At 73.2% G+C, this 13,801-nt stretch carries 7 protein-coding genes and 1 pseudogene; all 8 read right to left on the reverse strand.

The window, feature by feature from the left end:
• Window positions 1-163 precede the first annotated feature (163 nt).
• The 8 genes and pseudogenes from ABFY07_RS03440 to ABFY07_RS03475 all read right to left on the reverse strand — a co-directional run bounded on the left by ABFY07_RS03440 (window position 164) and on the right by ABFY07_RS03475 (window position 13,349).
• Complete coding sequence (locus ABFY07_RS03440) at window positions 164-2,140, reverse strand: alginate lyase family protein (protein WP_346172984.1); 1,977 nt, start codon at window positions 2,138-2,140, stop codon at window positions 164-166.
• On the reverse strand, window positions 2,137-4,335 hold the full coding sequence (locus ABFY07_RS03445) for a bi-domain-containing oxidoreductase (RefSeq protein ID WP_346172985.1): 2,199 nt from the start codon (window positions 4,333-4,335) through the stop codon (window positions 2,137-2,139). The genes ABFY07_RS03440 and ABFY07_RS03445 overlap by 4 nt, the downstream gene beginning before the upstream one ends.
• Before the next feature lie 18 nt (window positions 4,336-4,353).
• Complete coding sequence (gene asnB, locus ABFY07_RS03450) at window positions 4,354-6,288, reverse strand: asparagine synthase (glutamine-hydrolyzing) (protein ID WP_346172986.1); 1,935 nt, start codon at window positions 6,286-6,288, stop codon at window positions 4,354-4,356.
• A 3-nt stretch (window positions 6,289-6,291) separates the two neighbouring features.
• Complete coding sequence (locus ABFY07_RS03455; RefSeq protein ID WP_346172987.1) at window positions 6,292-7,818, reverse strand: Wzz/FepE/Etk N-terminal domain-containing protein; 1,527 nt, start codon at window positions 7,816-7,818, stop codon at window positions 6,292-6,294.
• A complete protein-coding gene (locus ABFY07_RS03460) occupies window positions 7,815-9,182 on the reverse strand; it encodes a Wzz/FepE/Etk N-terminal domain-containing protein (protein WP_346172988.1) in 1,368 nt (455 codons plus the stop codon). Before ABFY07_RS03460 ends, ABFY07_RS03455 begins: the two co-directional genes overlap by 4 nt.
• Window positions 9,179-10,473 (reverse strand): annotated as a pseudogene (locus ABFY07_RS03465) (glycosyltransferase family 4 protein). The gene ABFY07_RS03460 and the pseudogene ABFY07_RS03465 overlap by 4 nt, the downstream one beginning before the upstream one ends.
• Window positions 10,463-11,788 carry a nucleotide sugar dehydrogenase gene (locus ABFY07_RS03470; protein ID WP_065968057.1) on the reverse strand — a complete coding sequence of 442 codons (1,326 nt, stop codon included), beginning with the start codon at window positions 11,786-11,788 and terminating at the stop codon, window positions 10,463-10,465. Before ABFY07_RS03470 ends, ABFY07_RS03465 begins: the two are co-directional and overlap by 11 nt.
• An 82-nt stretch (window positions 11,789-11,870) precedes the next feature.
• Complete coding sequence (locus ABFY07_RS03475; RefSeq protein ID WP_346172989.1) at window positions 11,871-13,349, reverse strand: sugar transferase; 1,479 nt, start codon at window positions 13,347-13,349, stop codon at window positions 11,871-11,873.
• Window positions 13,350-13,801: the final 452 nt, after the last annotated feature.

Here is a 13,801-nt window from a genome sequence, read left to right on the forward strand (position 1 = left end):
GGGCTCCCGACGCCTGGCACGCCCGCCCCCAGGCTTCGCCCGGGAGGTGCCCCCGGCTGCGTTGTCGTCGTCGCACGCAGCGCCGCTGCGCTCTCCTCCTCCGCCTTGCGGCTGGACGCCCCAGACGCCGCTCGCTGATCCAGCCTGATCCACAAGACACCCCCTAGCCGCGGAACCTGAGTACGGTGGTGAACCCCTCCACGCCGTCGGCGAAGCCGGTACCGACCAGCGTGGTGGCGGGTTCCTTGCGCCCGAAGCCCGCCGAGTACCAGCCCAGTGGCGGGTCGGTCTCCCCGCGGTGCGCCCGCCAGGACAGTTGCCCGGGCAGGTCGAGCACCGCGGAGCGGTCCTCGCCGTCCCGGGTCCAGGTGAGCCGTGCCCGGTTCCCCACCAGGTCAGCGGCGATCGCCGGGCCGAGGTGGAACGCCAGGCGCACGGCCCGGCGGGGGCCGCGCACCTCGTCGACCACTGTCAGCTCCTCGGCCGCGGGTGTCAGCTCCACCCGGCGGCGGTGCACGGAGGGCAGATAACCGTCGTGCTCGGCGCACCAGCGGGCCGAGCCCCCGGCGGAGGCGCCGGAGGTGTCCGCGAGCAGGACGCGGCTGCGGGCATGGCGGGTCCACAGGAACGGGCCGCCGGAGACCGACTGGTCACCGCCGTCCAGTTGCAGGGTGTTGTGGCCGAGGGTCGACCGGAAGTACCGCCGCCACGCGGGCTGCCCGTGGTAGCAGAACGTCCCCGGGTCGGCGAGCACGTCGACCCCGTCGTGCCGGACCTCCACGGACAGCGCGTCCGCGTGGGCGTGCGCGGCGATGGACAGGAACCCGTGCGGACCCCCGTCGCAGCGGCACCAGATCTCCGCCGGCCCGCGCAGGATGGTCATCCCCGCGTCGGCGAAGTGGGCCGGCCGGCGGGCCGGGCGGGCCACGGTCGGCGCCGCTCCGTGCTTCCCGTACGGCCGGACGAGTGCGGCCAGCAGCGGGGTGCGCACATCGGTGGCGGTCACCGTCGGCCACCAGTCGAGCCGGCCGAACACGGCGTCCCCGGTGGCCAGCAGCGAGGCCCAGCGGTCGGTGCCCGCGCCGTCCACGACCAGGCCGTGCCCGTCGTCCGCGTCCCCCTGGCGCGGCGGCCGCAGCCGGCCGTCCACCACGGCCGCGAGCGCGTCGGTCATCCGCAGCAGCACCAGCCGGATCGACGCGGGGACCGGCACCCCGGCGGCGTCCGCCTCGGCCACCGCGGCCAGGCCGAGTTCGAGCACGAGCCCGTGGTACTCGGTGGCCAGCTCGCGGTTGAGGCCGGAGTGGAAGGTGTTGCTCCGCAGGTGCCGCTCCAGCGACCGCAGCGCACCGGCCCGCCAGCGCGCCGAGGCGGGGAACCAGCCGAACGCGCAGGCCGCGGCGAACTGCCCGGCGGCCTCGGCGACGACGTGGTTGTTCGCCGAGGACCCCCGGCTGGGGAAGGCGGCCAGCCAGCGCTGGTGGTGCCAGATCTGGTTCCGCGCCACCGGGTTGCCCTCGAACAGCCCGGCCGCGCCCGGCCAGCCGTCGAGCAGCCGGCGGATCCACACCCAGGACAGCAGCCGGATCCCCAGCTCGATGCCGCTGACCCAGTGCACCCCGCGCAGCGGCGCGTTGGCCGCCCACCACGACCGCAGGTGCTCGGCCACCCGCTCGGCGTACCGCTCGTTCCCGGTGATCGCGTAGGCGGCGGCGAGCCGGGTGAGGTACTGGTGCCGGGACGGCTCCCAGATCTGCTTGATGTCCCCGACCGCGTCCTCGTTCCGGTACGGCACGTCGAAGGCGTAGCCCCACGGCGCCCGGCGCCCGGTCTTCGGGTCGTAGCACCAGTCGGGGTCGACCAGGTCGTCGCGGACCACCCCGAAGTACTCGGCCTGCCCGGCCATCAGCCGGTCCGCCTCGGCGACGAGGCGTTTCGCGGCGTCCGGTGACACCGCGGCGATCGCCCCTTCGGGCAGTACCGCGGTGAACCGGGCGCCGGTCACGCTCGGGCAGTCCGGCGGCGCCGACCGCCACCGCCGCCTGCGCACCGCGTCGACCGCACGGCCGCCGACCTCCCGCGGCCCCATCCGGGACAGCCGCCGCAGGTACCAGCCGGGACTCCCCGAGCCGACCGTCATCGCGCCTCCGCCGGCGTCACCGGGACACCGCCCGCCAAGCCGGCCGGCACGGCGAGGGTGGCCGCCGTGGTGGCGACCAGCGACTCCAGTGGCACCGGCATCGGCCCGCCGGTGCGTACGGCCTTGACGAACGCGGCCAGCTCGGCGGACTGGCCCTTGTCCCGGGCCTTGGGCAGCCGCGAACCGACCCACTGCTTGCGGCGGCCGTCGTAGACCGAGGCACGGACGAAGTCGTCGAGCCGCAGCGCACGGCCGTCCGCGACCAGGTCCAGCGTCTCCTTGGGGAAGCCGGACGGGCCGGTGGTGACGTAGCTGATGGTGGCGGTGGACCCGTCCGGGTAGCGCAGGACGACGTGGAGGTCGTCGTTGCCGGAGGTGGCGACGGCGTACACCGAGACCGGGTCGGCACCGAGCAGCCAGCTCGCCGTGTCGATGAAATGCCCGCCCTCGCCGACGAACCGCGAACCCTCGGTGCCCTGCCGGAGGTACCAGCTGCCGTGGTCGAGGCGGCCCGCGTTGACCAGGTAGCGCAGGTGTGCCGGACCGCGACGGGCGCCGAACCGCTGCTTGGCCTCCCGCAGCAGCGGCGCGAACCGGCGGTTGAAGCCCACCTGCAGCCGGTCGTTGCCGGACTCCTCCACCGCCGCGAGCACACCGGCCAGCTCGTCCTCGGTGAGGGCCAGGGGCTTCTCCACGAACACCGCCTTGCCGGCCAGCAGCGCCTTCCGGGTCAGTTCGGCGTGCGAGCTGTGCCGGGTGACCACGAACACCGCGTCGATGGACTTGTCGCCGAGCACCGCGTCGAGATCCGTGGTCGCCCCGGCGAAGCCGAACTTCCGCTGCGCGTTGGCCGCGGACAGCGCCGTCGTGGTGACGACCGTCGACAGCTCGACACCGTCGCGCCGCGTCAGGTGCGGCAGCAGCATCGAGGTGGCGTAGTTTCCCGCACCGACGAACGCCAGCCGCACCGGTGCCCCGGCGGCCCGGGCCGGAGCGGCCGCCCCGCCGCCCCTTCGCCTCACCGCGGGCACGGCCACCGCCGGGGCCACCGCTTCCCCGGCCCGGTCGGGTCGGCCGGGGTAGCGGAACAGCACGGCCACGGCCTTCAGGCCGCCGTCCTTCAGGAGCCGGTACGTCTCGACGGCGTCGTCGAAGTCGGCGACGTGGGAGACCAGGGGCTCCACGTCGACGCGGCCGCGGGCGAGCAGATCGAGGAAACACGCCAGGTTACGGCGCTCCGTCCAGCGCACATAGCCGATCGGGTAGTCGCGCCCCTCCAGTTCGTACTCCGGGTCGTAGCGACCGGGGCCGTAGCTGCGGGAGAACCGGACGTCGAGCTCCTTCTCGTAGTACGCGTTCCACGGCAGGTCCAGGCGGCACTTGCCGATGTCGACGACCCGGCCGCGGTCCCGGCTCAGCCGGGCGGCCAGCTCGACGGGCTGGTTGCTGTCGCCACCGGCGGCCAGGAACACCTGGTCCACACCCAGGCCGTCGGTGAGCTCGGCGACGGTGGCCTCCACGGCGGCGGAGGCGGGGTCACCGCAGGCCACGGCGCCCAGGCGCTCGGCGAGCCCGCAGCGCACCGGGTCGGGGTCGACACCGACGACCCGGACTCCCGATGCGGCGAGGAGCTGCACCACCAACTGCCCGATCAGCCCGAGGCCGATGACCAGCGCCACCTCACCGAGGCGCGGCTCGCCCTGGCGGACGCCCTGCAACGCGATCGACCCGACGGTGCCGAAGGCCGCGTGCCGCGGCGCGAGACCGTCCGGCACCCGGGCGTAGAGGTTCTTCGGCACCCAGTTCAGCTCGGCGTGCAGCGCGTGCTCGTTGCCCGCGCAGGCCACGAGGTCACCGACCGCCACGTCGTCGATCCCGGCGCCGACCTGCTCGACCACCCCGCACAGCGAGTAGCCGAGCGGGGTGTAGGAGTCCAGCTTGCCCATCACCTTGCGGTAGGTGGCGGGCACCCCGTTGGTGGCCACGCTCCGCATGACCTTGGCCACCTGGTCCGGGCGGGAACGGGCCTTGCCCAGCATCGACATGCCGGCCTCGGACACCTTCATCAGCTCGGTCCCGGTGGAGATCAGCGAGTAGGCGCTGCGCACCAGCACACCCCCCGGCTTGCACCCCGGCACCGGCACGTCGAGCACCGCCAGCTCACCGCTCTTGTAGTTCTGTACGACCTGTTTCACCGAAGTCCTCTTGTTTCTCTACGCCGTCAGGGGAGAGTTCCGGCCGGACCCGGAGGTCGCGCCGCGGTACCAGTACTCGAGGGTCAGCACGTGCCACAGATGCTTGGAGAAGTCCCGGTGCCCGGCGGCGTCCTCGGCGACGAGCCGCCGAAGCGCGTCGCGGCGCAGGAACCCGGAGTTGACGAGCACCCCGTCGTTGACCACCTCGCGCACCAGCGGCGCCAGGTCCCGGCTCATCCAGGCGCGCAGGGGAGCGCTGAACAGCCCCTTGGGCCGGTACACGATCTCCCGGGGCAGGACCGAGCCGGCCGCCTCCTTGAGGACGGCCTTGCCCTGCCGTCCGACGATCTTGCGGTCACCGGGCACGGCGAACGCCGCCTTGACCACCTCGACGTCCACGTACGGCACCCGCACCTCGGTCGACGCGGCCATGCTCGACCGGTCCGTGTACGCGAGGTTCAGGCCCGGCAGGAACATCCGGGCGTCGCCCAGACACATGCGGTTGACGAAGTCGTCGAGGTCGTTGTCCTGGTAGATGTCCGCGTGCTCGGTCAGCACGTCCTCGACCGCCCCGGCCAGGTCCGGGTCGATCAGGGCGAGCAGCTCGTCCCGGTCGTACATGGTGTAGCTGCGCCGGAACGCGGTCTCCTCCGGCAGATCGGCGAAGGAGAGGAACCGCTTAGCGAAGCGCACCGACCGGTACCCCCGGCGGGCCGAGGCCACCGGCAGCCGGTCCACGGCCGCCGACAGGCCGCGCCGCAGGGGGCGCGGAACGCGCTGGTAGCGCAGCGCCAGCAGGTTGGCCAGGTGCTTGCGGTAACCGGCGAACAGCTCGTCGGCGCCCATCCCCGAGAGCATCACCTTGACCCCGGCCTCCCGGGCGGCCGAGCAGATCAGGAAGGTGTTGATCGCGGCGGGGTCGCCGATCGGCTCGTCCAGGTGGTACGTCATCCGCGGCAGCAGGTCGAGCACGTCCGGGGCGATCTCGATCTCGTGCAGATCGACGCCGAACCGCTCGGCCACCCGCCGGGCGTGGCGCAGGTCGTCCGGCATCGCCTCGAACCTGGCGTCCTCGGCGCGGAACCCGATCGTGTAGGCGGAGATCCCGGGCTGGTGGCGGGCCGCCAGGGCGGTCAGGTAGCTGGAGTCGAGACCGCCGGAGAGGAAGGTCGCCACGGGTACGTCGGAGAGCAGGTGGTGCCGGGTCGACTCCGCGACGACGGCGGACAGGTCCGGCCGCTCGCCGCTCCGGGCCCGCTCCCTGCCCTCGGCGGCGACGTCCTTCAGGTGCCAGTACCGGCCGCGCTCCACCCGGCCGCCGGGCCCGTACCTGAGCCAGCTCCCCGGCGGCAGCTTCTCCGCCTCGCGGAACGCGCAGCGCGAGTCCGGCACCCAGTAGTACAGCAGCGAGGCCACCAGCGCCGCGTGGTCCACCTCCAGCGACCCGCCGGTGGCGGCGGCGAGCGCCTTCAGCTCGGAGGCGAACACCAGGCCCTCGCCGCGCCGGAGCAGGAACAGCGGCTTGATGCCCAACTGGTCCCGGGCGAGCACCAGTTCACCGGTGCGCTCGTCGAAGATCCCGAACGCGAACATGCCGCGCAGCCGGGGCAGACAGTCCGTGCCCCAGCGCCGCCACGCCTCGAGCAGCACCTCGGTGTCGGAGGTGCCGCGGAAGCGCACCCCGGCGGCCGCCAGCTCGGCGCGCAGCTCGGGAGCGTTGTACAGCTCGCCGTTGTACGTGAGGGCGAGGCCGTCCTTGACCATCGGCTGGGCGCCGGTCCCGGACAGGTCGACGATGGCCAGTCGGCGGTGCCCGAGCTGCACTTCGCCGTCACCGACCGGATGGCCGTACCGGCCCGCCCCGTCCGGGCCGCGATGGGCGAGGGTCTCGGTGAGCCGGTCGGTCACCGCCTTCCCGTCCGGCCACCGGTATGTGCCCGCGATGCCACACATGTCCTACCGTGCCTCCTGATCGATGTCCGGGACGCGTGCGGCCTTCATCGGCAGCCGTTCCGTCCGCGGCCGGCCCGTCCCGTTCTGCCGGGCCGGCCGCTCGCCGTGGCCCCGCAGCGCGATGTGCATTCCGTCCCAGAGCGTGCCGTCGGTCCGGTCCCGCGGATCGGGGTCGATCAGCACCACGCCGATCACCGGAATGTGCTGGTCCGCGAGTTGCCGCGCCACGGTGTGCAGCCATGTGGCGCTGCCGTGCCCGGCCCGCACCACGAGCACGGTCCGGCTCCCGAGGTACTGGAGGTCGGTCCACGCCGTACCCGGCGCGACCGAGCCGACGCCGAGCCGACGCCCCTGCTGCGCCGCGGCCTCGGTAGACTCGCCGCTGACCACGGCCGGGTCGCCCGGCCTCCGGGGGCTCTTGGCGAGCTCCGGTCCCGGCAGGCCGTCCACGACGACCACCGGGCCCTCCTCCGCCAGCGCCCTGGCGACGCTCAGGGCGATCACGCTCGTGCTGCGCGCACAGCCCAGCTCCAGCAGAGACACCGGTTCCGCCGTGCCGCGCACGGTGCGGGCCAGGGTCGTGGTGAGCCGTTCGCCCGCCGCGCGGCTCCGCCGGCGCCGCCACGGCCCGGCCGTCCTCCGGGGCGCGGGCAGCTCCGCGATGACCGAGGCGCCCAGGTTGGCCGCGATCTCCCGGCGCAGTACGGGGCGGTCCGCCACCACCGAGCCGACCGCGGCCACCGCGAGTCCGAGGAAGAGCCCGAGGACGAGCCCGATCGCGGCGTCGGTGGCGGCGGTCCTGGGCAGGGAGTACCGCACCATGCGCGGGGCGTCCACGATCTGCGTGCCGGCGACGAGCCGGGGCGTGCCCAGGCGCGCCTCCTCGGCGCGCTGGTCCAGATCGGCGATCCGCGAGCCGAGCTCGGCGCGGCGGGCGAAGAGCGACTCCATGCTCGCCGACGCCTTCGGGTCGCTCTCCGGCGAGCGGTCCCCGATCTCCCTGTTGACCTTGGCGAGCTCGCTCCGCATGCGGTCCCGCTGCGCGAGCAGCGCGTCGGACTCGGCCTTCGCGGCCTCCCGCATCCGCCTCACATGGTCCGCGATGAAGGCGTCGGCCAGCGCCTTGGCCCGGGCCTTCGCCTTCGCGTCGCTGTCGGCCGTCACGGTGATCCGCAGCAGGTTGTTGGTCAGGCCCGTGCCCCGGTAGTCCCGCATGAAGTCCTCCGGGCTCTCCGGGGACTTGAGGATCCGCAGGGCCCTGTCCGCGATCCGCGTGGTTCCCAGCAGCTCCACATCGGTGCGGATCAGCGTGCCCATGTCGTTCGGCTGGTCCTCCTGGTGCGCGACCAGCAGCTTGGTCACCGCGGTCGGAGGCGGCGGCAGCACCACCGCCACCGCGGCGCCGATCAGCAGCCCCAGGAGCCCCAGGGAGCACCACAGGCGGCGGCGCCTGCGCACCGCCGCCACCAGCGACCGCAGGTCGACCAGCGGAACGGCGGCCTGTGGCGCCGCGTCGTTGTCCGTCGTCACGCCCCACCGCCCCTCGCGCCCTCGCCGACCGCGATCGCCGGCGTGGCGTGCCGCGGAGGCCGGCCGGCGGTGCGCGTCGGACGGGCCCGGACCGCGTCGGCGACGACGACGCCGACGACCTGGTGCCCCGCGTCCGCACACGCCTCGGCGATGCCCGCGAGTTCTCCCGTGGTCCAGTTGCCCGTGCTGAGCACGACCAGCGCGCCGGACTCGGTGTCGCGGTCCGGCACCAGCGGCCGGGACATCGGAACCCCCACCACGCGCAGCACCACATCGCCCTCGGCCTCGGTGGCGAGCTGCCCGGCGGCCCGGCGGGCGACCTCGTCGCCGTCCGGCACGACGACCAGCAACCGCCGGGGGGCCGGCAGCTTCTGCCGGAGACGGGCGCACACCCGCCGGTAGCGGATCCGCCTGCCGGCCTCGTCCCCGGACGTACGCGGCGTCGGTACGTCCCACCGGGTGTCGATGCCGAGCAGCCGGCGGAGCCGCGCCCGCGGACCTGGGCCCTCCGCCCGGTGCTCGGACCGTTCCCCGGGCACGTCGACGGTGCCCAGCAGCGCCGAGCCCAGCGCCGCGGCGATCTCCGGCCCGCTGCGCGGCCGGCGGTTCACCCGCGCGGCGGTGAGATGGCCGATGACCGCGAGCAGGAAGGACAACGCCGCCCCGCCGACGACGAGTTGCAGCCTTGTCGGCGGCGCCTCGCCGGTCGGCCGGGGCGCCGCCCCCATGACGACCATGCCGGCCTTGTCGCTCGCCGGGTCGGCCTCGTCCAGCTTCTTCATGGCCTCCTGCAGCGCGCTGCGCAGCTTCTCCAGCTCGGTGCGGGCCTGCACGCTCTCCACGGCCCGCCCCGGATCGGCCGCGTCGGCCAGCTCGGTGATGCGGCGGTTGGTCTGCGCCACCTTCTGCCGCAGTGCCTCGGGCCCCGCCGCCGCGCCGGCGTCGGTGTCGGCGCCGTTGATCCGCCCGGCGAAGGTGACGAACTGCCGGGCCAGTTGGTCGGACAGCCGCTGGGCCCGCTCCGGGGTGTCCGCCGTGCCCGAGACCTTGATGATGTTCCCGTCGGCGGCCTTGGCGCTCACCCGGTCCCGCAGGTCACCGCCGCCGACCCCGCGCCGGCCGAGCGCGGCGGCCACGCGGTCGACCACCACCGAACTGGTCGCGATCTCCGCCTGGGTCAGCAGCTCGCGCTCCTCCCACTGCCCCGGCAGCAGCACCGACACCGACGCTGTGTAGCGCGGCGGAAACACCACCGAGACGCCGTAGCCGAACAGCGCGCCCACCACGGTGAGGAGGGTGAGGAGCCGCCAGCGCCGACGGATAATCCGCCCGATCGTGACCAGGCGTATCGTGTCATCGCTCAACGGCGCGGCTTCCTCCCTGCCCGGTCCGGGTCGCCCGCCGGCTCCGAGCGCGGCCACGGCAGGCGGCGGCGTAGGCGGAGAGCAGCGACGCCTGCGAGTTCCGCCAGGAGAGCGGCCCGCCGATCCGCTCCTGGCCGATCTTGCCCATCCGGGTCCGCTTCTCCGGGTCGTCCAGCAGCATCGCGATGAGCCCCGCGAACTCGGCCTCGTCGTTGGCGGGCGCGTAGACGGCGGCGTCACCGGCGGAGACCCGCGCCTCCTTCAGGTCGAAGGAGACGATCGGCCGGCCCATCGCCATGTACTCCAGGACCTTGTTCATGGTCGACACGTCGTTGAGCGGATTGCGCGGGTCGGGGGAGAGGCACACATCCGCGGTGGACAGGTAGCGCACCAGGTCGGCGTCCGGAATGCGCCCCGTGAACCGAACCTGCTCCGAGAGCCCCAGCCGCCGGGACAGCTCCACCATCGCGTCGAAGGCGTCGCCGCCGCCGACGAACACCGCGTGCCAGTCGGTCCGCCCCAGCTCGTCGCGCAGCTTCGCCAGGGCCCGCAAGGCGTAGTCGACCCCGTCCTGCGGGCCCATGACGCCGAGGTAACACAGCAGATGGGGCTTGCCGCGCTTCAGCTCCTCCTCGGGCGGCACCGGCTGGAACCGGTCGATGTCGGGCGCGCTGCGCACCACGAACACGTCCTCCGGCCGCCGGCCGCCACGGCGCACCGCGACGTCCCGGTAGCTCTCGTTGGTGGCGAGCACGACGTCCGCGGCCCGGTAGGTCAGCCGTTCCAGCGCGCACACGGCGCGGTAGAGCAGATCCTCACCGCGGCCGAACCGGGAGAGATACAGCTCGGGCACCAGGTCGTGCTGGTCGAAGACGAACCGCGCGCCGCGCCGCTTCAGCCACAGCGCCGGGAGGAACAGCAGGTCGGGAGGGTTGCAGGCGTGGACCACATCGACCGGGCCCACCTTCCGGGCCAGCCGGGCCGTGTGCCACAACGCCGATCCGTACTCCCGCAGATAGCCGGCCGGCCCTCCGGTGGCCGCGCGCAACGGGTAGCGGTGGATCCGCACCCCGTCGATCTCCACCTCCGGCTCCGTGTCCCGCTTCGTCCCCTGAGGGCAGATGACGTGCACCTTCCAGCCCGCGTCGCGCAGCGTCGCGCACTCCTGCCACACCCGCCGGTCGAACGGCACCGACAGGTTCTCCACCAGGATCAGCGCGCGCCGGTTCGGCCGGTCGCCGCTGCCTGTCTCACCGAACGACGTGTCACCGAACGACGTGTCACCAAGCAAGGCCCATGTACCCCGGTTCGGCCCGGCGCGCCTCGGCGTCGGGAAGGCGGACGAGATCGACGATCACCGGGCCGCCGCCATGCGGCAGCGCCGACACCACGGCCGGGTCCCTGGTCCCCACCAGGCACACCTCGGCGTGCTCCAGCACCTCGTCGACGGAGTCCGCGAGCAGCTGCGCGAGGTGCGGCAGCCGGGTCTCGATGTACTCGCGGTTCGCGCCGATCAGCCGGGAGAGGCTCACATGGGCGTCGTGGATCCGCAGGTCGTACCCCTTGCCGAAGAGCCTCTCCGCCAGTTCGACGAGCGGGCTCTCGCGGAGGTCGTCGGTGCCGGGTTTGAAGGACAGCCCGAACAGGCCCACCCGGCGCTTGCCGGTGCGCTCGACCAGGTCCACCGCGCGCTGCAGATGGTCGGAGTTGGAGGACAGCACATGGGACAGAATGGGCACCGAGACATCGGCCCGCCGTGCCGCGTGCACCAGGCTGCGCAGGTCCTTGGGCAGGCAGGAGCCACCGAAGGCGAAGCCGGGCCGCAGGTAGGCGGGGCTGATGTTCAGCTTGCGGTCGGCCAGGAACACGTCGATCACCTGGTGCGAGTCCACCCCGAGCGCCTGGCACACCGCGCCCAGCTCGTTCGCGAAGCCGATCTTGAGGCCGTGGAACGCGTTGTCCGCGTACTTGATCGCCTCGGCCGTCGGGACCGGCACCCGGAACACCTCGCCGGGCAAGCCGTCGTACAGCGCCGTCACCGCGTCGCCGCTCGCCGGGTCGAGCTCGCCGATGACGGTCTTGGGCGGGTCGAAGAAGTCCCGCACGCTCGTGCCCTCGCGCAGGAACTCCGGGTTGACCGCCACCCCGATGTCCACCCCGGCCGTGCCGCCGACGTACTTCTCCAGGATCGGCACCAGCAGGTTCAGACAGGTGCCCGGGAGCATGGTGCTGCGGAACACGACGGTGTGCCGGCCCCCCTGCTTGGCCCCCTCCGCCAGCGCCGCGCCGATCTGCTCGGTGACCCGCTCCAGGTACGTGGTGCACAGGCTGCCGTTGGGCTCCGACGGCGTACCCACGCAGACCAGCGACACCTCGCTGCCCATGACGGCCTCGAGGACATCGCCGGTGGCGCGTAACGCCCCGGACCGCACGACCTCGGAGACCAGCTCGCCGATCCGCTCCTCGACCACCGGAGCCTTGCCGTCGTTGACCAGGTCGACCTTCACCTGGTTCACGTCCACCCCGACGACCTCGTGACCCATGCTCGCCAGGCACGCGGCCGACACGCAGCCCACGTAGCCGAGCCCGAAAACGCTGACTCTCATGACCCGTTCCTCCCCCCAGGCAGGCCCTCGCGGCCTGCGATCCGCACGCCGACGGGACCGTTGAGTTTCAGTCCCCCGCGCATCAATAGGCCCCCTGCCCCTGGAGCACCGCGCGCAGCGTCTTCCACAAGATCACCGTGTCCAGGGCGAGCGACCAGTCCTCCACGTACCGCAGGTCCAGCCGGACCGCCTCCTCCCACGGCAGATCGCTGCGCCCGCTGATCTGCCACAGGCCGGTGAGCCCGGGCTTGACCAGCAGCCGCCGCCGGATGTCCGGGCCGTAGGCGGCGGACTCCTCCGGCAACGGAGGCCGCGGGCCGACGAGCGACATCGAGCCGGTGAGCACGTTGAAGAGCTGCGGGAGCTCGTCGATCGAGTACCGGCGCAACACCGCTCCCACCCGGGTCACCCGCGGATCCCGGCGGAGCTTGAACAACAGCCCGGCGCCCTCGTTGCGGTGGGCCAGCCCGGCACGCGCCCCGTGGGCCCCGGCGACCATGGTGCGGAACTTGAAAATGGTGAACTCGCGGCCGTCCTTGCCGACCCTGCGCTGGCGGTAGAACACCCCGCCCCGGCTGTCCACCAGCACGAGCAGCCCGACGAGCACCATCAGCGGCGCGAACAGCACCAGCAGGACCGCCGCGCCCATCCGGTCGACGACCTCTTTGACCACCCGGCGGCCGCCGGTGAAGGTCGGCATGCTGACCCGCAGCAGCGGGATCCCGAGCACCGCGTCGACGTGCAGCCGCGGGCCGGCCACCTCCATCAGCACGGGGGCCACGACCATCTCGGCTTCGCTGCCCTCCAGGTTCCACGCCAGCCGCTGCAGCCGGTCCGGTGACCAGTGCGGGTCCGGTGTGATCGCGACGACACGGTAGCCGTCGCGGCGGACGTGGCCCGCGACGTCCGCCAGCCGGCCGACGACCGGCACCCCGTCCAGGTGGTCACCGCCCGGCCCGAGACCGTCCGTCGTGCACACCGCCTCCACCCGCCAGCCGAGGTGCGGGAACTTGCGGGTTCGGACGATCAGGTCGCGTACGGTGGCCGGGCTCCCGGCCGCGAGCACCGGTCGCAGACACCGTCCTTCCTTCCGCTGCTTGTGCAGCCAGAGGCGCAGCAGATACCGCGCGGTCATGGTGACGAGCGCGATCGCGGGGATCGCGACGAAGATCCAGAGCTTGATGTTGCGCGAGGTGAGGGCGATCCCGCCGAGCGCCAGTACGACCGTCGCCGTGAGCAGTGACCGCCCGAGCCGGCGGAATTCCTCGGCGCCCTGGCCGAGCACCGCCGGAGCCCACGACCGGCTCACCGCAAGCGCCCCCAGCACCAGCAGCTCGGTGCCGAATGCGAGAATCCCCCACTTCTCGTGCCAGTTGGCCGCGTCGCGGGCCCCGAAGAAGTTGCCGATCGACCCCACCACAAAGGCGGTGGCGACGGTATCGCTGGTGATCACGGCACGGCGGTACCGCTGCTCCCAGTCGATCGCGGGCTGGCTGATGGCCCCGTTCGCCAGACGCCCGCGCGCCGGCGGAAACGGGCTGACTAATCCCCCTCGCCGCACAGAACCCCCCAGGTCCCCAGTGGTTCGACGTGTTCGCCTAACACTGTCCCCTCCCCCCGGGAGGCCCCCGCCCCCCGCACTGTTCCTCCCCTCGGGAGGCCCCCGCCCCCCGCGCCGCGCCGTTCCTCCGCGCGGGAGGCCCCCGCCCCCCGGCGGATGGCATCCCGGCTGTGCCGGAGCTATGTGAAGAACCCACCTCGAGAGTCCGGCAGCACACTCACATGTCCTGCCGGACTCTCAAGGTGCAGGGGAACCCGTCGAAACCTCGGGTGCCCCCACACCCGAAGCCCCCCCTCGGGCTCCAAGAACTGATCACCCCCACGTCTGGCGCCGGGGACGCGACTGCTGGCTTTCCGTAGCGCCGGACCTATAGATCATTCTGGTCGCCTCGTGCACGAACAGCTGAAGCACGGTCAATCTAGACCATCAGGGCCGGTGTGTAGAGGGGATGT

This window comes from Streptomyces sparsogenes subsp. cuspidosporus (assembly GCF_039532705.1).
Classification (GTDB): domain Bacteria; phylum Actinomycetota; class Actinomycetes; order Streptomycetales; family Streptomycetaceae; genus Streptomyces; species Streptomyces sparsogenes.